Origin of the sequence: Arthrobacter sp. GMC3 (assembly GCF_002929305.1) — a bacterium.
Taxonomy (GTDB): domain Bacteria; phylum Actinomycetota; class Actinomycetes; order Actinomycetales; family Micrococcaceae; genus Specibacter.
Genome location: NZ_PJIO01000001.1, coordinates 117,599 through 135,915 on the forward strand (window position 1 = coordinate 117,599; position 18,317 = coordinate 135,915).

An 18,317-nucleotide genomic window follows, 5' to 3' on the forward strand; every position below is an offset into this window, starting at 1 on the left:
TCAACCGCGGGCAGGCCGCGCAGCTGTGTCGCTAGGGTTTAGCGGGAACGCTGGCGCAGTCGGTTGACGTCCAAGATGACAACGGCGCGGGCTTCCAGGCGCAGCCAGCCGCGCTGAACAAACTCTGCCAGTGCCTTGTTGACGGTTTCGCGCGAGGCGCCGACCAGCTGGGCCAGTTCCTCCTGCGTGAGCTCATGGGCAACCAGGATGCCGTCAGTGGCGGGACGGCCAAACCGGTCTGCCAGATCCAAGATGGCCTTGGCCACGCGGCCTGGTACGTCCGAGAACACCAGGTCCGAGAGGTTGTCGTTGGTGCGGCGCAGGCGACGTGCCAGGGCCTGCAGCAGCTGCATGGAGACCTCGGGGCGGTTTCGCAACAGCGAGTTCAGGGATTCGTTCTTCAAACCGGCAAGACGCGTTTCGGAGACGGCCGTGGCGGTGGTGCTTCGCGGGGCCGGGTCAAACAGGGCCATTTCGCCGAACAGCTCGCCCGGGCCCAGGATCGCAACCAAGGACTCACGGCCGTCGGGCGAGGTGCGGCCCAACTTCACCTTGCCGGAGACGATGAAGTACAGCTGGTCGCCCTGGTCGCCTTCACGGAAGACGGACGCGCCGCGGGAGAGGTCCACTTCGGCCAGTTCGTCAGTCAAAAGGCGGAATGCCTCGTCGTCGAGCGTGGTGAAAAGGGGCGCCCGGCGCAGTACCTCGATGTCCATGAAATCTCCTTGAAGTATGTAACTAAACAGTTGTGACCTAGTAGTGATTCTTTCAGATATTTGCCCATTTTGTGACCAATTTGGCATCCGCCGCGTTCTTTGAGGGGATTTTACCTGATTCTGCCACAGTGATTACACGGTTTGGCCCGGTAATATGTGCTTGCGCGGCTGTCCCTTATGGCCGTCGGGCGCTAGCCACTGCTGAGGAGGGCTAAGTACACGGTGTTGGGTTTTTCTTGGTTGGATGTTTTGCTGATTTTATGGCTGTTGTGGCAGCTAATCTACGGGCTGCGGGCTGGCCTGTTGGTGAGCCTGGGAGGGTTGGCTGGATTCGTTGCCGGCGCCGTCGCAGCCTTCTTTGCTGCCCCGCTGGTCAACCAATACGCACCCGGGCCTAACTGGCGGACGGCTTTCGTCATCGGCGTGACTGTAATTTTGATCGCAGTTGGACACGCACTCGGAATCAGGGTTGGCCGGGCCATAGGAAAGCACGTGAAATCCGGCTCCATCCGCTCCGTGAACCGTATTCTTGGTGGCGCTCTCAACGTGGTGGTCGGTGCCCTCATCCTGTCGATGTTGGCATTCGGTGTCACCAATTTGGGGATCCCGGCAGTCTCCAAGCAGCTCAGCGATTCCTTGGTGATCTCCAAGATCGACGCCTTGACCCCTGACCCGGTCAAGGCTGCTGCGGCACAGCTGCGTTCCTTGGTGCTGGAGGAGGGGATTCCGCAAATCCTCAACCCCTCCGGACCCAATGCTGAAGTTGCGGCACCCACTGCCAGCACCGACACGCCTGCCTGGAACAACGCAGCAAAATCGGTGTTGATGATCTCCGGGACTGCCTTCCAATGCGGTCAAAATCAGACGGGTACCGGCTTTGTTATCGCCAAGGACAGGGTCCTGACCAACGCCCACGTGGTTTCCGGGGTGGCTATGCCCATGGTGCAAACCCAGACACAAGGTGCTTTGCGGGCCAGAGTGGTCTTCTTTGACCCGGTCAAGGACCTTGCGGTCCTGGCCGTCGACGGTCTCGACGCGCAACCCCTGCCCACGGCCGCAAACCTGCCAGCGAACGCCGCCGCCGCATTCGTCGGATACCCGTTGGGAGGACCCCTGCAGATTCGCCCCGCTACCGTGCTTTCTTCGGGTCCGCTACTGATCCCGGACATCACCGGAACAAGCAAGTCTCTGATCGATGTGTACCAGCTTGCCGGTAACGTTCAATCCGGCAACTCGGGAGGGCCGCTGCTCGATGAAGCCGGCCACGTGGTGGGCGTCATCTTCGCGAAAACCACCACTTCCGAACCCGTGGGGTTCGCCTTCACCATGGATGAGGTGGGGCCCGTGATCGCCGCCGCACCGATGCTCAGCAGCGCTGTAGCATCGGGGTCCTGCAGCGTGAAGTAGCCCGTGGGCCCAGGCCCGGGGCAAGCCCGAGTTACGGCAGGGTTTTGTCTAGGTAGCTGACGGCGAGCTCGTAGCCGTGGATGCCTGCGCCAACAATCACGGCGTCGCACACGGCTGACAAGTATGAGTGGTGGCGGAAGTCTTCGCGCTGGTGGACGTTGGAGATGTGAACTTCCACGGCGGGAAGTTCGACGGCGGCGATTGCGTCCCGGATGGCGACCGAGGTGTGCGTGTAGGCGCCAGCGTTGATGATGATCCCCACCGCTGTGCCCCGGGCGGCATGGAGGGCATCGACTAGTGCACCCTCGTGGTTGGACTGGATGCATTCCGCAGCGAACCCAGCCGCGTTGGCCGCAGTCTTCGTCAGTTCCGTGACATCATCCAGCGTCGCACTCCCGTAAATGGCCGGTTCACGGGTACCCAAAAGGTTCAGGTTGGGGCCGTTCAGGACCAGGATGGAGCCGCGACGGGGTTCGCTAATGGAGGAAGTCATGGGTTAATAATGCCGCATGGCTGGGGTCAAGGTGCGGGTGCGACTCATCGGCGAAAAAATTAAGCAGCTCCTGTGGATGTTTTTTGATTAACACCCACAGGAGCTGCGTAATATTTTCCGGCCTGGGCCGTCCGTGCGCGGTCGGCGGCTACGCCTTCAGCGACGCGGCGATCTGGTTCATGACAGTGTTGTCCGCCAACGTTGAGGAGTCGCCAGCCTCACGGCCCTCGGCGATGTCCTTGAGTAGGCGTCGCATGATCTTCCCGGATCGCGTCTTGGGAAGTTCCGGCACCACAAGGATGGTCTTCGGCTTGGCGATCGGCCCAATCTCGTGACCCACATGGTTGCGCAAGGTGGTGACGATGTCGGCGTCCTCGACGGCGGAATCTCGCAAAATCACGAACGCCACCACGGCCTGCCCGGTGGTTTCATCGGCGGCGCCGACCACGGCTGCCTCGGCCACGGACGGGTGGCTGACAAGCGCGGATTCGATCTCCGTCGTCGAGAGGCGGTGTCCGGAGACGTTCATGACGTCGTCCACGCGGCCCAGGAGCCAGACGTCGCCGTCCTCGTCCTTCTTGGCGCCGTCGCCGGCGAAGTACATACCGTCAAAGCGGGACCAGTACGTGTCCTTGTAACGCTCGTTGTCGCCCCAGATGCCGCGGAGCATCGACGGCCAGGGCTCGCGGATCACCAGGTATCCGCCGTGGCCGTCGGGAACTGGTACGCCCAGTTCGTCCACCACGTCCACGGCAATGCCGGGCATGGGTGACTGTGCGGAGCCGGGCTTGGTCTCCGTCACTCCGGGAAGGGGGGCGATCATGATGGCCCCGGTCTCGGTCTGCCACCAGGTGTCCACAATCGGTGCCTTGTTGGAGCCAATGACCCGCCGGTACCACATCCACGCCTCCGGGTTGATGGGTTCGCCGACGGAACCGAGCACGCGGATCGAGGAGAGATCGTACTTGGCCGGGATGTCTTCGCCCCACTTCATGAAGGTGCGGATGGCTGTCGGGGCCGTGTACAAGATGGAAACTTTGTACTTTTCCACGATCTCCCAGAAGCGGCCCTGGTGCGGGGAATCCGGGGTGCCCTCGTAGATGATCTGCGTGGCGCCGTTGATGAGTGGCGCATAGGTGACGTACGAGTGCCCGGTGACCCATCCGACGTCGGCCGTGCACCAGTACACATCAGTCTCGGGCTTGAGGTCAAAAACGGCCTTGTGCGTGTAAGCGCCCTGGGTCAGGTAGCCGCCGGTGGTGTGCAAGATGCCCTTGGGTTTGCCCGTGGTACCGGAGGTGTAGAGGATGAACAGCGGGTGCTCGGCGGCATGCCCGACGGCGGTGTGCTCGGTGGACGCTGTCCCAACAGTGTCGTCCCACCAGTTATCACGGCCCTGGACCCAGTTGACGTCTTCGCCGTTGCGCTTGACCACCACGACGTTCTCCACCGAGTGACCGGGGACGCTGAGAGCCTCATCCACGGCGGGCTTGAGTGAGCTGGGCTTACCGCGGCGGAACGTGCCGTCAGCGGTGACCACCAGCTTGGCCTGCGCATCATCAATGCGGGAACGCAGGGCCTCAGCGGAGAAGCCGCCGAAGACCACGGAGTGGATGGCGCCGATACGGGCACAGGCCAGCAGCGTGATGACGGCCTCCGGAATCATGGGCAGGTAGACGGCTACGCGGTCGCCCTTGGCCAGGCCTAGGGCTTCGAAGGCGTTGGCGGCCTTCTTGACCTCTTCGGTCAGTTGCGCGTACGTGTAGCTGCGGGTGTCGCCGGGCTCGCCCTCAAAATAGATGGCGACGCGGTCGCCGTTGCCGGCTTCCACGTGGCGGTCCAGCGCGTTGTAGGCGGCGTTGATCTCGCCGTCCTCAAACCAGGTGGCAAATGGGGGATTGGTCCAGTCAAGGGTCTTCGTGAACGGCTTGCTCCACGTGAGCAGCTCGCTGGCCTGCTTGCCCCAGAAGGCGGGGCGGTCGGCAGCGGCCTCGGCATAGGCGGACGCGGTGACGACAGCATTGGCGGCAAATTCGGCACTAGGCGCGAACTTGCGGCTCTCCGTCGAAAGATTCTCCAGTGCGTCGCCGACGCTTTGTGCCGCTGTGGTGGTGTCCTTGGACATCGTAAGTAACCCCTTCATTCCTTGTCTACGGATGCCAGCGCCCTAGGATTCGCCAGCTGTTGCCAGCACGGAATGGACGGGGGCGGCACGACGTTTTGTTCCAGCTTTCACTGTATCGCCTTGCGGAGGTAAACGTGTTCGCGGTCACATGTGAGTGGGGTCATATCCGCACCCAAAGGCAGGGGCGGGGATAGTCTCTGTGGGTGGGTACTTCTCCCCATCGGGGCGCTTTTATGCCGATTTATGCGGAGTCAGCTAGTGTTGCCCTCCCGCGTTCATTAGGCTGTAACTGATTCGTGACTTACAAGGAGTGACTTAATGACAGAGCACAATGCGTCAACCACCGCGGTGGCGTCAGAACGCAAGAGCCCGGGCATCAGCAAAGCCCTTCTTGGCCCCCTCACCGCCCGCGACCTAACAGTCCTCGGTGCGGTATTGGTGATTTTTGTGGCCTCAGTGCTGCCCATCACCTTGGTCTTTGGGCTGCAGGGCAATCTGTGGAGCGTGAGCGGCATGTACTTCATCGGCATCGGCGTGATCCTGCCGCTGTTGGTTGGCGCACTATTCACCATTCGCCGGTTGAGCCCGGATGTGAAGCTGCGTGTCGGCTCCTTGTCGGTGGATCAGTTTGCCTCCGTCGTGGCAGGTTTCGCCACAGCCTATTTCTTCCTAAGCACCGTCATTATCTTTGACATTGCCTACCTGGTGGGATTGATCGGCGCACTGGTGCTGCTCGCAGCCACCGTCCTGGCCCCCTGGATTCCCGCCTTCGCCGCCGATTTTGCCGGCCGCACCGAGGTCCCCGCCCATCCAGCAGCGCGCGACGCCGTTCCCGCCGTTGCGCGTCCGGCCGCGCCTAAGCCGCCCCTCGCCATCGGTGCCGGAAACCAAAGCGCGCCAGTAGCAGCCGGAAACCCCTATGCGATGCCCGCCACTGCCGGGCAGGGTCAAGGGGCGGACGCGTCGGCGCCGACATCCCCCTGGAACGCGGCACCGTCGAACGCCTCCCACACACCCGGTGGACAAATTTACACGCCCGCTACGGGCGGACCGGCGCCCTACTCCGCCGCAGCTGCAGCCTCCGCAGCAGCCGCAGGAACTGCTGCGACGTCCGCACCTGCTACCGCGGTTCATGCCTCCCCGCCAGCCAACGAGGCACAGAACGCTGCGCCCGCTTCCCCGGAGCCAGCCGCGGCCGTGGTTGGGGAGTCCGGCGTCGTTCCTTCGCAGGAATCAACCGCCGACGCCCCGGCAACCATGTTGAACCCGAAAGTTATCGAGGCGGAAACACCGGCACCCGTGGCGGAGAGCATCGGGGCCACGGTTGACCCCGAAGCCAGCCGCACGCCGGTCGTTGCCGAACCGTTCTGGTTTGCCGTGGACCGCCCGCAGAACGTGGTCGATGAAATCACCCGCCTGTTCGTGTTCAAGCTGACGCCCGGTTCCTGGATTTTGGCGTTGGAAGATCGTGGCACCAGCTACCTGGTCCAGGACAGCCACGGAAAGACCGGTGTTCTGCTGGATCTGGTCGGGATTGAGCGGGCGCCGGAAAGCCAGTAGTACTTGAAATCGGTGGAGAATGAATCGGCGCTGGCACTCAAACGGCGCGCCCGAAAGATCAATCGCGAGCTTGCGGAACTGTATCCGTATGCTCATGCGGAGCTTGACTTTCGGAACCCGTTTGAGCTGCTGGTGGCCACCGTGCTCTCCGCGCAAACCACCGATGTGCGCGTCAATGCCGTCACCCCGGTACTGTTTAGCCGCTATCCGGACGCGCTGACCATGTCGCAGGCGAGCAGCATGGAATTGGAAGAGATCATCCGGCCCACAGGATTCTTCCGGGCCAAGGCGGCCAACCTGATTGCCTTGGCCAACCGGATTGTTGATGAGTACGACGGCGTGGTGCCGGGATCCCTTGACGCTCTTGTCACGCTGCCCGGGGTGGGACGCAAGACCGCAAACGTGGTGTTGGGCAACGCCTTTGGCGTACCGGGCATCACCGTCGACACACATTTCATGCGCCTGTCCCGCCGATTTGGCTGGACGGACTCGCAAGACCCGGTGAAGGTTGAGGAAGATGTTGGCGCCCTGTTCGAGCCCAAGGACTACACGATGCTCTCGCATCGGGTGGTCTTCCATGGGCGGCGAATCTGCCATGCACGCAAACCCGCCTGCGGAGTCTGTCCCATTGCACATCTCTGTCCCGCCTATGGTGACGGGGAAGTGGACCCCGTAAAGGCTGCCAAGTTGTTGAAGTACGAGCTGGCGCCGGGCCAGGAGGAACTTTTAGCGCGCATGATGGCCGATGTTGGCCAGGCCGCGCTGTTTCGGCAACAGTCGCAACGGGCCGCACGCCTGGGCGTAGCCGTGGCTGAACTGCCGGAATCCGGCGGCGAGCAGCTGGCATGAGCGCGTACACGGATCTTGCGAACTTGGCGGCACGGGGTGCGCGCGGTGACTTTGTTGTAGCCCGCCCCGGGCGCTGGGATGCAGCAATGGATGAAAAGTCTGCCCGGCAGGCGGCCGTCTTGTTGCTTTTTGGTGCGCTCGATACCATTCCCGCTGTCTCGGACAAGCCGCTAGTCTCAGCCGATTTGGACGTCCTGCTCGTGGAACGGGCGGCAACGCTGAACGACCATCCGGGACAGGTGGCTTTCCCCGGGGGCGGTGTGGACGCCCAGGACGCCACCGTGGTGGCGGCGGCCCTGCGTGAGGCGCAAGAAGAAACCGGCCTGGACCCCTCCGGCGTCGAAATCTTGGGGGTTCTGCCTCCCGTTCCACTGGCCGTCAGCAACTTCATGGTGACCCCCGTCGTGGGGTGGTGGGCCAGACAGACCCCAGTGGATGTTGTTGACTACGGCGAGTCCGCCCAGGTGTTCCGGGTGCCCGTCCGCGACCTCCTTGATCCTGACAACCGCGTCACAACAGTCATAAACCACTCCGGCCAAACCTTCCGGGGGCCGGCATTTCGGGTGAACGGCGTGGTGGTGTGGGGATTCACCGCGGGGATACTCAACCGTATCCTTGAGGAGCTGGGCTGGTCGGTTCCCTGGGATGAGAGCCGGGAAATTCCGGCCCCGATCTAGTTCTTGGAACCGCCTGGGGCCTTAAAAACCGTGACGCCTTCCTTGATGGTTTCAAGCACCGTGAGCTCGGTTATCTTGTCCCTGTCCACGTGTAAGGGATCGGCTGAGACGATGACAAAATCTGCCAGCAGACCCTCCGCAATGCGGCCCTTTCGGCGTTCCTCAAACATTTGATAGGCGGCGCCAGTGGTCATGGCTCCCAGTGCCGCATAGGCGTCGATCCGCTCCTCTGCGCCGAGAATTACCCCGCTTCTAGTGGTGCGGGACATGGCCGACCACAAAACGAAGAACGGATTGAGCCCCGTGACAGGAAAATCCGTGTGGTTCGATACCGTCAAGCCGTGCTTCAGAGCTGACTTGAGGGGACTGATGAAAGAAGCTCGCTCATATCCCACGTTGGCGATATGGACATCACCCCAAAAATAGCTGTGGTTCGTAAAGTAGCTCGGCGAGATGCCCAGCCGGACGTAGTCACCCAGATGTTCCGGGCGCTGAAATTGTGAATGGATCACCACAGTCCTGCGATCATCGACGGACGTGACGCCGGTGAGGTCCAGGGCCCGGATAACGTCGTCAATGGCGGCGTCACCGTTGGCGTGGGTGAAGACCTGAACACCGGCGTCGATCCCCTGCCGGACCACGGCGGCGAGCTGTTCGAAGGGGACAGTGGACTCCCCTCGCCAGGGCGACTGACCATCCGGGCCGCCTTGCAGGTACGGTTCGCGCATGTAGGCGGTGCGGCCCTGGGGGGAGCCGTCATGGAGGATCTTCATGCCCGCAATTTTGAATCCACCAGATTCGCCTCGGCTGGAGTATCCGTTGAGGGGATAGCGGGGATTGCCCACCCATTGCCCGGCTTCCAGGAACGATCCCAGCGCGGCCACATCCAGATAAAGCAGCCCCGCCTCCGCCGCCGTCTGGTAAAACTCCAAATCTGCGACGGAGGCAAACCCATCCTGGGCGTGCGTGTAACCGTTCGAGGCGTACATTTGCTGGGCCCCGTCCAGGAGTTGCAGGCGTTGGGCCTCGGCCGGGCGGGGCATGCGGTTTGCCACAAGGTGGATGTAGGCGGTTTCCATCAGGAGCCCGGCCGGTTCCTGGGAGCCCGGAACCCGGGAGATGATGCCGCCGTCGGGGGTGGGGGTGGTTGCATCAATGCCGGCCCACGCCAGGGCCGCCGAATTGAGTACGGCGCCGTGGCTGGAGACATGAACCAACATCACCCGATGGTGCGGGAATTGGGCGTCAAGGTCATCTTTGGTGATGTGTCGGCGCTCGGTGAGGGTCTCTTGGTCGTAGCCGTATCCGATGATCCAGTCACCTTCGGGAACATTGCGGGCCGAACGAAAGCTCTCCAACGTGGCAATAATCGAAGGGATGTCCTGACACGGGCCCACGGGGGGAGCCCCCACATTGACCTGTCCCGCTAGTTCAAAGGCAAAGGAGAGGTGGCTGTGCGCGTCGATGAAGCCAGGCAGCATCGCCGCCCCCTCCAGGTCCCGCAGTTCGGCCCGGGGAAAGCGTTCCCGGGCGTCAGCAGCGGCGCCCACAAAGACGATTTTTCCCCCGCAAATGGTGACAGCTTCGGCATAACTTGGTACAGGCCCGTCCATGGTGAGGATGCTGCCGTTGACGAAGGTTTGATCCTGGTGATGATCTGCGGCCTGTGATTCAGTCAAGGCGTAGCCTCCAAGTGATGGTCGAAACTATTTGGCGTCGGCATAGTTTTCAACAACTGTGACATTGACGGGGAACTCAAGGGGAATCTCCCCAAAGAGTAGCCGAGTTGCCGCCCGCGAGGAGTCATGGACGATTTTCGTTACGACCTCAATCAACGCGTCGGGGCAATGCACCATGACCTCGTCGTGGAGGAAGAAGACCATGGCCGGGCGGTCTGCCTGTGTGCCGGATGTTGTAACAGTCTCAAGCGGTAAGGCACGCAGGCGTCGGCGGAGTTCCGCCAGCCAGCAGCAAGCCCATTCGGCGGCTGTCCCCTGAACCACAAAGTTCCGGGTGAAACGGCCTCGCGTTCGAGCCGCAGATTCCGCCCTCCGCTGTTCCTCGGCCGTGCTGCTTCGTTGGCTTGCACGCCATTGGGCTGATACCGGGGGAGTGCTTCGCCCCAAGCGCGTGGTGACCGTTTCGCCGCGCTCACCTGCCCGGGCTGCCTCCTCGACAAAGCCGACGGCGAGTGGATACATCCGCGTCAGCTGCGGCATGAGACGGCCCGACTCGCCAGAAGTGGAGCCATAAATGGCACCCAGCAACGCCACTTTGGCCATGTCCCTCTCGCCCCCAAAGCCTTGGGCGGCAATGCCTGCATACAGGTCGCTGTCTCTTCCTGCTGCCGCCATGGTGGAATCCTGTGCCAAAGCGGCAAGTACGCGAGGTTCCAGCTGCGCGGCGTCGGCGACAATGAATTTGTGACCGGGATCGGCGCGTGCTGCGCCGCGGATTTGTTTGGGGATCTGCATGGCGCCGCCGCCTCGCGAGGCCCATCGTCCGGAAACCACCCCGCCCACCACATATTCGGAATGGAAGCGGCCCTGATGGACCCACTGCTCAAGCCATGTCCAGCCGTTGGTGGTGAAAAGCCGGCTCAGTTTCCGGTAAGCCAAGAGCGGTTCAATGGCAGGGTGCTTGAACTCCATCAGTTCCCAGGACCTGGTGGACTTTACGTCGATCCCGGCCCGGTGCAGGGCCCGCATCAATTCCTGCGGGGAATCCGGGTTCAGTGCCGGGGCGTCCAAGGCGGCCCGCAGCGTGGCGGCCAGTTCATCCATTTTTTCCGGGTGGACATACCCGGTGGGTTCCGGTCCCAACAGTTCATGGAGCAACCTCCTGTGTAGGTCTTCACGCCAAGGTATACCCTCATATTGCATCTCCGCGGCCACCAAAGCGCACGCAGATTCCGCACTGGTCAGAAGTGTGAGCCTGGCTGGGTGTGTGGAGGAGGCAATGGCCGCTTTTTGCGCGCCCAGTTCAGCCGTGACGGTTGCGAGGTCCCAGCCGGTACTTGCGGAAAGCTGCTCAAAGAGGCTTCCCTGGGTTGAGGTACTTCCCGCTTGCGAGGCTTCATTTTCGGGAGGCAGCATCGCCGCGTTGTCGCCGTAGCCGGTCTCAGCGGTGAATGCCGAATGGACCAAGATGGCTTGGCGGAGCGCCAGGTCGTGGCAACGCTCCACCCGCACATTGGCTGCCAGCAGCTCCGGGTACCAATTCTGTGCTCTGTCCCAAACCCACCGAGGTGCATGTTCTCGCTCCAGCGAAGATACGACACCGGCCAGATCGCTGCGCGCCACGGTTTGCGCGGGGCCCGCGAGAATTCCTTCGGCTGTCATCAGCTGAATTGTTGCGGCTGAATTTTCGGGAGCCGAGGCTACTAACGCGTACATTTCTCTATTGTCCGCTATGGGAAACTGTTTTCGAATATTTGCGGCATTGCTGAGGGTGTATGCGGCAATGTCGACGCCGGAACGGTGACAACCGGGAGTTCATTCCTCCACAGAAGGGTCACCACCCCACTTTGTTCACAAACGGTCTTCACCCTCTGGCCGACCATGGGCGAGGAGCGCACAGTGGTGGCATGACCACAAGAAAAGGTGCCCGGCACGGCCCAGGGCAACCGTACGCCAGAACCAACGGCGGGCCCTGGCTGCCTGGCCAGGAAACCTCCATCATGGTGATTTCCGGTTCGCCCGCTCTCCACGGTGAGGTGGGTCGGGTTGCCACGGCCGCCGCCGTCGGACTCGTCATTGTGCAGAGCGTGGAACAGGGTAGCGGGCAGTGGGAGAACATGGCGGCCATCCTTGTTGGCAGTGACGTGGAAGTGCGACTACCGGGCTGGCGGGGGCCCGTTGTGATGGTGGGTCCGGCGGAGGATTTGGAGCGGATGTGGCTGCAAGCATCGGTTCTTGGGGCAGACAGGGTGGCGGTGCTTCCGGCGTCGGCGCAGTGGTTGGCGAACTATCTCACCAGATTGCGTGAGCCGACAGCGGGGGCGGTGGTTGTGGGGATTGTGGGTGGGTGTGGCGGTGCGGGCGCGTCTACACTGTCCATTCTTTTCGCCGCAGGTGCAGCGGCCTGGGGTTTTCCGGTGCTTCTCGTTGATGGGGACCAATGGGGTGGCGGCCTCGATTTTGCTATGGATGCGGGGGAACTGCCCGGATTGCGGTGGCCGGACCTTTTCAACGCCTCCGGGCCAATCAACGCAGAACAACTTGCATCCGCGCTGCCCAAGGCTGCAGGAATCTCCCTACTGGCATGGGCTGGAGCCCCCGCTGACAGCCCCGGCCACCTGGATTTCCGGGCCACGGCAGCCATCGGCGAAGTGATGCAGGCGGCGCGGTCGTCCTTCGGGCTGGTAGTAATCGATGTTGGGCGGTCCCCGGAATCACTTGCAGCACTAGGGGTCCACTGCGACGGCTTTGTGGTGGTGGTCCCGTCCCGTTTCCAAGCGGCGGCCGCTGCAGCGCGCCTAGTCCGGGATTTACCCCCAGCGCCCGTTGGGCTGCTTGTCAGGGGCCCCTTCCGTGACGGTGTAGACAGTCAGGTGGTGGCCGCCGCCGTGGGCATCCCCTGCATTGGCGTGATGCCAGAACTGCGAGGAATAGCCGACGTGCTCGACGACGGACACCTGCTGGGACTTCTCAAACGTCGAAAGGTTCGGCACCTGAACGCGGGATTGTTGGATTGGCTGGAGGACCGTGGCGGATCTGGGTTTGCCCCGGCACAACCATGGCGGGCATCCGCGTGACGCGGCATGCTGCCGCCCAGACGGCACAGGAAGCGCGCACACGTGCGGGTGCCGCGTGGGTGGACCCTGAGCTGCTGGAAACTGTCCGGCAAAGGGTACTGGCCGAGTCCGGCCCGCTGACCGATCTACGAGTGGCCGCTGCAGTCAGGGACAGCGGACGGCTCTTGGGCGCTGCCGGTTCGTTGCTTGCCATGGACCGGATTAGCGCGGAATTGCAAGGCCTAGGGCCCCTTCAAGGACTCACCTTGGATCCACAGGTGACGGACATTTTTGTCAATGCACCCAACTCCGTATGGATCGATCGTGGTTTCGGCCCCGAGGAAGCGGATGTGTGCTTTGAGAGCGAAGGCTCACTAAGAGCCTTGGCAACCCGGCTTATCGCCGCCGGGGGACGGCGCCTCGATGATCATTCACCCTGTGTTGATGTCAGGGTCGCCCCGGGTTACCGCATTCATGCCGTCCTGCCGCCCATATCTTCCACCGGGACCTTGCTATCCATTCGCATCAAGCGCCCACAGCTCTTTACCCTGGCTGAACTTGAAGGTTCGGGCTGCGTTCACCCCATGATTGGCGCCGTCCTTCGCGGCATCATTGGTTGCCGGCTCAGTTTTCTGATCAGCGGTGCCACAGGTGCGGGCAAGACCACCTTGCTGTCAACACTTCTGGGCCTGTGTAACGCATCCGAACGGTTGGTGCTCATAGAGGATGCGGCAGAACTGACACCAGATCATGCCCACGTTCTGACGTTGGAGGCCCGCCACGCCAATGCCGAAGGCGCCGGAACCATTGACTTGCAGGAGCTGGTACGCCAGGCCCTGCGCATGAATCCCGGCCGCCTGATCGTTGGGGAATGCCGGGGGTTGGAGGTTCGGGAGCTGCTGATGGCACTGAACACCGGACACAGTGGAGGGGCCGGAACAATCCACGCGAATAGTGCTGGCGATGTTCCAGCCAGGCTCGCTGCCCTCGGCGTCCTGGCCGGGATGAGCACGGAGGCGGTGGCTCTTCAAGCCTCCAGCGCGCTGGATGTGGTGATTCATGTGGACCGAACGGCGCGGGGACGCATGGTCTCGGAAATCGGGGTGATGTCCCTCTGCGACGGGCAACTGAAGGTGGCGACGGCGGTGAGCGTTGAGTCTTTCGCTGAAGTGGTGACGGCCGGCGGGCGTGTGTGGCCGGAGCCTCGCCGGGGTCCGGCCTGGCCCGAATTGGCCTTGCGGCTAGGACTTGATCCCTTAATGGGCGGAGGGGCGCCTTGACCGAATTTTGCATCTTCCTTTTGGCGGCGCTGGCCTGTCTATTGTTCACTGCTCGACGGCGTCCGTGGCCCATAAGTTCAGCGGTGCCGAATTCCCGTGGAGGGCCAACCCCCGGCCAGTTCCGATTCCGTGGTGCCCGCATGGCCAAGGACGTGGCCATGCCCCAACTCGTGCGCCAGCTGGCGGCCCTGTTGGCGGCCGGGCATGGGGGCGCTGCCGTGTGGGGTGCGCTCGCAGGAGTCCTCGCCAGTGAGTTTCCCCTGTCCCGACAGGAAAGTGGAGGGCAAGGAGACGACGGATCAACCCACCCCACAGTCAGGGTGGTCGTGGCAGTGCAACGAGCCAGCCTGCTGGGCTTCCCCACCTCCGAGGCGTTGAGGCTGGCCTCCTTGCAGGAGGGTGCCGCCGCTCACCCCTTGCGCAATCATTCCGTGAAGGGCCATCTCTCTGAGGCACAGATGCACACCTGGCGGGACTTGGCTGCTTGTTTTGAAGTGAGCGAAACCAGCGGCGCACCCGTGGCCGCTGTCTTGTTGCGTTTGGCTGACAGGCTGGAAGCCGAGGAGGACGCAGCAGCCATGCGTGAGACGGCCCTGGCCGGTCCACGAGCCACAGTTCGCCTGCTGACCTGGTTGCCATTTGTGGGCCTGGGACTGGGGATGCTGATGGGTGTGAATCCGGTGGGGATGTTGCTGGGCACCCCGGTGGGCTGGGCGTGCCTGGGAGCCGGAATCGCACTTCTAATAGTCGGACGGTGGTGGGCCAATGGCTTGATCTCGGCCGCGTCACGCCCCGACCCCTTGCACGGCACCCACCCTTTCATCAAGGGCCTCGATTCTGGCCGAGCTGTCAAGGACAGGACTGGATAATGCTGGCCATTGCCATATTTGCCCTGCTGGTCTTGGCCGTTGGGTGTCTTGGCCGAAACGTCCAGGGCCAACGGTGGCGTGGCCGAGCAATCGTGGCAGGCCAGATACCGCCGGGTGGCAACCATGTCAATGGTGAGGCCGGCGACCCGGGGATTGCAGATGTGCCCCTGCTCTTGGAACTTCTGGGTGCGGCCCTAGACGCTGGACTTTCCATACCCTGGGCGTTGCGCCTTGTGGCGGGGGTGGCCACTTCACCTATTCGGGAGAGTTTGTCCCACGTGGTGGCTGGTCTTGAGATGGGGGCGTCGTGGGACCACTCGTGGGCGGGCTCCCGTGACACGGCGGAGCTAGCAGCCTTGCATTCTGCCTTGGGTTTTGCGGCCATGACCGGAACGCCGGCTGCGCCACTGTTGTACGCCGAGGCGCGTCAACGCCGACGGCAGTCCCACCGCGATGCCGAAAAGCGTGCGTCGGCACTGGGCGTGAAGCTCGTAATCCCGCTGGGATTGTGCTCCCTTCCGGCTTTCGTTTGTCTTGGCGTGATCCCCGTGGTGGTCGCCATGATCCCCGCCTTCTGAGACCAAAATCTGCTGGGAAAGCCAACATTTTGCCTCTCTAACTCCTCCACAGCGGGACCTGGGAGCACCGGGCCCCACCGATGGCCGAACGGGGCTTTTTTACAGGTCTTGAAGCGAGAAGAGTTGGATTTGTCGCCGGTGTTAAGGCGGCTGGGTACCTGGCTAGGCGACCCAAGAAACGGATCCGGGAAGCGGATCAAACAACGTTAGGAGCTGACATGTATAGCAACGAATTCCTCGGTGATTCAGCAAATGCCCGATTGGGAGTTGAGGAGATGAGCAAGGTTCGCGAGATCTATCCGGGCGCCACGAACCAGGTGCCGGTGGCCAACCGCGGACGGCTCAGGGACCTGCGCAGATTTGGTTCGGATGCCGGGATGGCAACGGCGGAGTATGCCGTCGCCACTTTGGCCGCCGTATGTCGCATAAAACATACTTAGACGATTGTGTAACTTATTGGCATTAACGGAAATAGGGGTGCTATAACTATATTAGGCAGACTACGAAACGTGGTCCGCTGACCAAACCGCCCGAACATAGGGCGAGTTGAACCCGGTAAGAATCGGGAGCCCAGCACGATGGACTGGGAAGTCACCGCAGCGGACCATGGAAACTGCGAACCGGCGAACAACTTCTTTCGAAGGTTCGCCCATGCCCGTATTAACGGCCCCCGCAATCGATTTCCTAACCACCAACGATGTGGCCGATCTGATCGCCACCTCATCCAGGCACGTCCGACAAATGCGCGTTAATGGTACTGGCCCCGCCTTTGTCAGCATTGGCCCCCGTACTGTTCGCTACGAACGGCCAGCAGTTGACGCATGGCTCCAAGCCAAAGGACTTGGTCAGAAGCCGGAGTTCGAGCCACCGGAACCTGCGCTTGGGGCGGGAGTCGCCGAGGCACCCCCATGTCTATTCGACGACCTGGCCGATTCTGTACAACGCGTCGTCGCCAAGGCCCCGCCTCTGACCCCTGAGCAGCGCGAGCGCCTTGCCGTGATCTTGGGTGGCGCGTCTCGATGACTGAAACAAATGGCCGCCCCGTCGGTGACGAGTCGGCTCTAAAAGCGTTTGGCGGCACTGATAGTCACAGTATCGCGGAACAGACGGAATCGCTGAAGGATATAGCGATGTTGCACAGAGGACAAGTACGCATCGCTCATGAGTTCGCCGCCAGCAACGTTTCAGAGCACATGCACGTCACCGGTATGGGTTGGTTCGTCTGGACAGGCAGCCATTGGGCAGAGGACGCAGGCGACAAGAAGTCGCAGAATAGCGTTATGGCGACGATCCGCCTCATGGCGGGCTATGCGATAGGCGACAAAGAATTGCTCGGCGATCTGGTGAAGTCCCAGAGCGCGAACGGCATCAAGGGCGTGTTGCAGCTCGCGTCGAGCCTGCCGGGAATTGCCGTGCATGCCGATGAACTCGACGCTGACCCGCATCTGCTGAACTGTGCCAACGGGACCCTCGATCTGCATGAGCATAAACTGCGACCCCATGACCCGACCGACAGAATAACGAAGGTGTGCAGGGCCGCATACGACCCGTCTAGGACCGCGTCGTTGTGGAATACGTTTCTGGAAAAGAGCCTGCCGGACGCACCTGTAAGGGGATACTTTCAGCGTTTCGGAGGACTCGCCCTTATCGGCAAGGTACTCGAACATGTTTTCACGATCGCAACAGGTGAAGGCCGCAACGGCAAGGGCGTCGCCTATATAGCGATCGCGCACGCGCTGGGCGACTACTGTCTTATTGCCGATCCGAGCCTATTCGAGCAAGTGAAGAGCAACCCTAACGCAGCTAGTCCGGCGTTTCTTGCCCTGAGGGGTGCCCGATTCGTAGTGCTCTCGGAGACAGCGAAGACTGCCAAGGTTGATGCAGCCCTGATGAAAAGGCTCACGGGCGGTGACCCGATCACGGCTCGCTCCCTCTACGAGAAAAGGGCCGTTACTTTCCTACCGTCGCACACATCACTGTTGGTGACGAATCACCTTCCCACGCTTCCAGCCGACGATCCTGCTGTGTGGGATCGCACGCGGGTAATTCCTTTCGATGTTGTCATTCCTCCTGGGGAGCGTGACACAAGGCTGGGAGAGAAACTGGAGCTTGAAGCCGACGGGATTCTGACATGGATGGTGCAGGGCCTGGCTGCCTATCAGGCGAACGGCCTAGGCGAGCCAGAGGAGGTATTGAAGGCGACCAGCAAGTACGCAAAGTCGCAGGACAAAGTCAGCTTGTTCATCGAAGAGATCTGCACAGACTCACCTGCCAACGGGGGTGACACCACGATGACCCTGCACGACGCCTACATGAATTGGGCAGCCAGTGAGGGAATCGCGAAACCTCATCTGCTCGGGTCGACTGACTTCGGCCACGCCCTCGACAAACTCGGTTATACAAAAAAGAAGACCAATCGTGGCGCTGTACGAACTGGATTAGGACTGGAGGGCAGTGGACTCATCGTTCAGCTCGCCCAGCCACAGCCACGAACGGGCAACACCTCCGGAGGGGAACAGTGCGAGGGTGCCACCGCCCGCCACGGTGTCCCGTACAGCAAGTAACCCCAGAGGCACCGGGCCCATCGAGAACAGGCCAATGAATAGCACCCTAGATGTCAAGGAGACACATGATGTTCGAAGTTGAGAACCACGCAACGACGCCGCCCGGAGTGCTTGAAGAACTCTCCTTTGAGAACGGTTTGAGTCGTGAAACGCAGAGAGTGAAGCGGGCGGTGTCTTCCACGGCCAAGCGGGTAGCTGAAGCTGAGGAATTGCTGCGAAAGCGCAAGCGACAGTTACGGGTCGAACAGGAGCTCATGGTGCTCCGCAAGGTTGCGTCTGAGCGATTGGGAGGCGAATGGTCAGCGAAGAATCGCAATGCAATCTTTGATGCGCTGATCGGCGAAATGGTGCCTGTGTAGTTGGGGTTGGGGTCCAGGGGTGGGGCGGAGCCCCGGCCCTTGGCAAGCCGACTTTGTAGGAATGAGCGAAGCGAAATGACTACAAAGTCGATGCTTGCCAGTTCA

At 61.9% G+C, this 18,317-nt stretch carries 17 protein-coding genes; 12 read left to right on the forward strand and 5 right to left on the reverse strand.

Going from position 1 to position 18,317, the window contains the following annotated elements; translation table 11 throughout:
- Positions 1 to 38 precede the first annotated feature (38 nt).
- Complete coding sequence (locus tag CXQ94_RS00540) at positions 39 to 716, reverse strand: Crp/Fnr family transcriptional regulator (protein ID WP_104086279.1); 678 nt, start codon at positions 714 to 716, stop codon at positions 39 to 41.
- A gap of 222 nt (positions 717 to 938) precedes the next feature.
- Between CXQ94_RS00540 and CXQ94_RS00545 the strand changes: the two genes are divergently transcribed.
- Positions 939 to 2,123: a MarP family serine protease gene (locus CXQ94_RS00545; protein ID WP_104086280.1), complete on the forward strand. Its 1,185-nt coding sequence runs from the start codon at positions 939 to 941 to the stop codon at positions 2,121 to 2,123.
- A 31-nt stretch (positions 2,124 to 2,154) separates the two neighbouring features.
- Here the strand turns inward: CXQ94_RS00545 and aroQ are convergent, their stop codons facing one another.
- Both aroQ and acs read right to left on the reverse strand, forming a co-directional pair.
- Complete coding sequence (gene aroQ / locus CXQ94_RS00550; protein ID WP_104086281.1) at positions 2,155 to 2,616, reverse strand: type II 3-dehydroquinate dehydratase; 462 nt, start codon at positions 2,614 to 2,616, stop codon at positions 2,155 to 2,157.
- A gap of 148 nt (positions 2,617 to 2,764) precedes the next feature.
- Positions 2,765 to 4,741: an acetate--CoA ligase gene (gene acs / locus CXQ94_RS00555; RefSeq protein ID WP_181034009.1), complete on the reverse strand. Its 1,977-nt coding sequence runs from the start codon at positions 4,739 to 4,741 to the stop codon at positions 2,765 to 2,767.
- 318 nt (positions 4,742 to 5,059) lie between these two features.
- On the opposite strand from acs, the gene CXQ94_RS00560 reads away from it, so the two are divergent.
- The 3 genes from CXQ94_RS00560 to CXQ94_RS00570 are packed head-to-tail and all read left to right on the forward strand — an operon-like array spanning position 5,060 to position 7,827.
- On the forward strand, positions 5,060 to 6,301 hold the full coding sequence (locus tag CXQ94_RS00560; RefSeq protein ID WP_104086283.1) for a hypothetical protein: 1,242 nt from the start codon (positions 5,060 to 5,062) through the stop codon (positions 6,299 to 6,301).
- Positions 6,302 to 6,313: 12 nt separating this feature from the next.
- Positions 6,314 to 7,150: an endonuclease III gene (nth, locus tag CXQ94_RS00565; protein ID WP_258066519.1), complete on the forward strand. Its 837-nt coding sequence runs from the start codon at positions 6,314 to 6,316 to the stop codon at positions 7,148 to 7,150.
- The gene (locus tag CXQ94_RS00570; RefSeq protein WP_104086285.1) at positions 7,147 to 7,827 is read left to right on the forward strand and encodes a CoA pyrophosphatase; all 681 of its coding nucleotides are present in this window, start codon (positions 7,147 to 7,149) and stop codon (positions 7,825 to 7,827) included. The genes nth and CXQ94_RS00570 overlap by 4 nt, the downstream gene beginning before the upstream one ends.
- On the opposite strand, the gene CXQ94_RS00575 is transcribed toward CXQ94_RS00570, so the two are convergent.
- A complete protein-coding gene (locus tag CXQ94_RS00575; protein ID WP_219816964.1) occupies positions 7,824 to 9,506 on the reverse strand; it encodes an amidohydrolase in 1,683 nt (560 codons plus the stop codon). The two genes, CXQ94_RS00570 and CXQ94_RS00575, sit on opposite strands and share 4 nt — an antisense overlap.
- A 27-nt stretch (positions 9,507 to 9,533) precedes the next feature.
- Positions 9,534 to 11,222 (reverse strand): bifunctional 3'-5' exonuclease/DNA polymerase, encoded by a 1,689-nt coding sequence (locus CXQ94_RS00580; protein ID WP_104086286.1) that lies wholly within the window; start codon positions 11,220 to 11,222, stop codon positions 9,534 to 9,536.
- 191 nt (positions 11,223 to 11,413) lie between these two features.
- Between CXQ94_RS00580 and ssd the strand changes: the two genes are divergently transcribed.
- The 8 genes from ssd to CXQ94_RS00620 all read left to right on the forward strand — a co-directional run bounded on the left by ssd (position 11,414) and on the right by CXQ94_RS00620 (position 18,212).
- A complete protein-coding gene (gene ssd / locus CXQ94_RS00585) occupies positions 11,414 to 12,583 on the forward strand; it encodes a septum site-determining protein Ssd (protein ID WP_181034010.1) in 1,170 nt (389 codons plus the stop codon).
- Positions 12,580 to 13,842, forward strand: a complete 1,263-nt coding sequence (locus CXQ94_RS00590) for a TadA family conjugal transfer-associated ATPase (RefSeq protein WP_258066521.1) — start codon at positions 12,580 to 12,582, stop codon at positions 13,840 to 13,842. Before ssd ends, CXQ94_RS00590 begins: the two co-directional genes overlap by 4 nt.
- Positions 13,843 to 14,000: 158 nt before the next feature.
- Entirely contained in the window at positions 14,001 to 14,711 is a 711-nt protein-coding gene (locus tag CXQ94_RS00595) for a type II secretion system F family protein (protein WP_181034011.1), read from the forward strand.
- Positions 14,711 to 15,289, forward strand: a complete 579-nt coding sequence (locus tag CXQ94_RS00600) for a type II secretion system F family protein (RefSeq protein ID WP_104086290.1) — start codon at positions 14,711 to 14,713, stop codon at positions 15,287 to 15,289. Before CXQ94_RS00595 ends, CXQ94_RS00600 begins: the two co-directional genes overlap by 1 nt.
- 218 nt (positions 15,290 to 15,507) lie before the next feature.
- Entirely contained in the window at positions 15,508 to 15,729 is a 222-nt protein-coding gene (locus CXQ94_RS00605) for a DUF4244 domain-containing protein (protein WP_104086291.1), read from the forward strand.
- A gap of 211 nt (positions 15,730 to 15,940) precedes the next feature.
- Complete coding sequence (locus tag CXQ94_RS00610; protein WP_104086292.1) at positions 15,941 to 16,312, forward strand: AlpA family transcriptional regulator; 372 nt, start codon at positions 15,941 to 15,943, stop codon at positions 16,310 to 16,312.
- Entirely contained in the window at positions 16,309 to 17,853 is a 1,545-nt protein-coding gene (locus tag CXQ94_RS00615; RefSeq protein ID WP_104086293.1) for a phage/plasmid primase, P4 family, read from the forward strand. The genes CXQ94_RS00610 and CXQ94_RS00615 overlap by 4 nt, the downstream gene beginning before the upstream one ends.
- A 65-nt stretch (positions 17,854 to 17,918) precedes the next feature.
- A complete protein-coding gene (locus tag CXQ94_RS00620; RefSeq protein ID WP_104086294.1) occupies positions 17,919 to 18,212 on the forward strand; it encodes a hypothetical protein in 294 nt (97 codons plus the stop codon).
- The last annotated feature ends 105 nt before the right edge of the window (positions 18,213 to 18,317 follow it).

Coding starts and splice junctions, on each gene's coding strand:
- CXQ94_RS00540 (WP_104086279.1), bottom strand. CDS start 716: ATGGACATCGAGGTACTGCGCCGGGCGCCCCTTTTCACCACGCTCGAC.
- aroQ (WP_104086281.1), bottom strand. CDS start 2,616: ATGACTTCCTCCATTAGCGAACCCCGTCGCGGCTCCATCCTGGTCCTG.
- acs (WP_181034009.1), bottom strand. CDS start 4,741: ATGTCCAAGGACACCACCACAGCGGCACAAAGCGTCGGCGACGCACTG.
- CXQ94_RS00560 (WP_104086283.1), top strand. CDS start 5,060: ATGACAGAGCACAATGCGTCAACCACCGCGGTGGCGTCAGAACGCAAG.
- CXQ94_RS00570 (WP_104086285.1), top strand. CDS start 7,147: ATGAGCGCGTACACGGATCTTGCGAACTTGGCGGCACGGGGTGCGCGC.
- CXQ94_RS00580 (WP_104086286.1), bottom strand. CDS start 11,222: ATGTACGCGTTAGTAGCCTCGGCTCCCGAAAATTCAGCCGCAACAATT.
- ssd (WP_181034010.1), top strand. CDS start 11,414: ATGACCACAAGAAAAGGTGCCCGGCACGGCCCAGGGCAACCGTACGCC.
- CXQ94_RS00595 (WP_181034011.1), top strand. CDS start 14,001: ATGCCCCAACTCGTGCGCCAGCTGGCGGCCCTGTTGGCGGCCGGGCAT.
- CXQ94_RS00600 (WP_104086290.1), top strand. CDS start 14,711: ATGCTGGCCATTGCCATATTTGCCCTGCTGGTCTTGGCCGTTGGGTGT.
- CXQ94_RS00605 (WP_104086291.1), top strand. CDS start 15,508: ATGTATAGCAACGAATTCCTCGGTGATTCAGCAAATGCCCGATTGGGA.
- CXQ94_RS00610 (WP_104086292.1), top strand. CDS start 15,941: ATGCCCGTATTAACGGCCCCCGCAATCGATTTCCTAACCACCAACGAT.
- CXQ94_RS00615 (WP_104086293.1), top strand. CDS start 16,309: ATGACTGAAACAAATGGCCGCCCCGTCGGTGACGAGTCGGCTCTAAAA.
- CXQ94_RS00620 (WP_104086294.1), top strand. CDS start 17,919: ATGATGTTCGAAGTTGAGAACCACGCAACGACGCCGCCCGGAGTGCTT.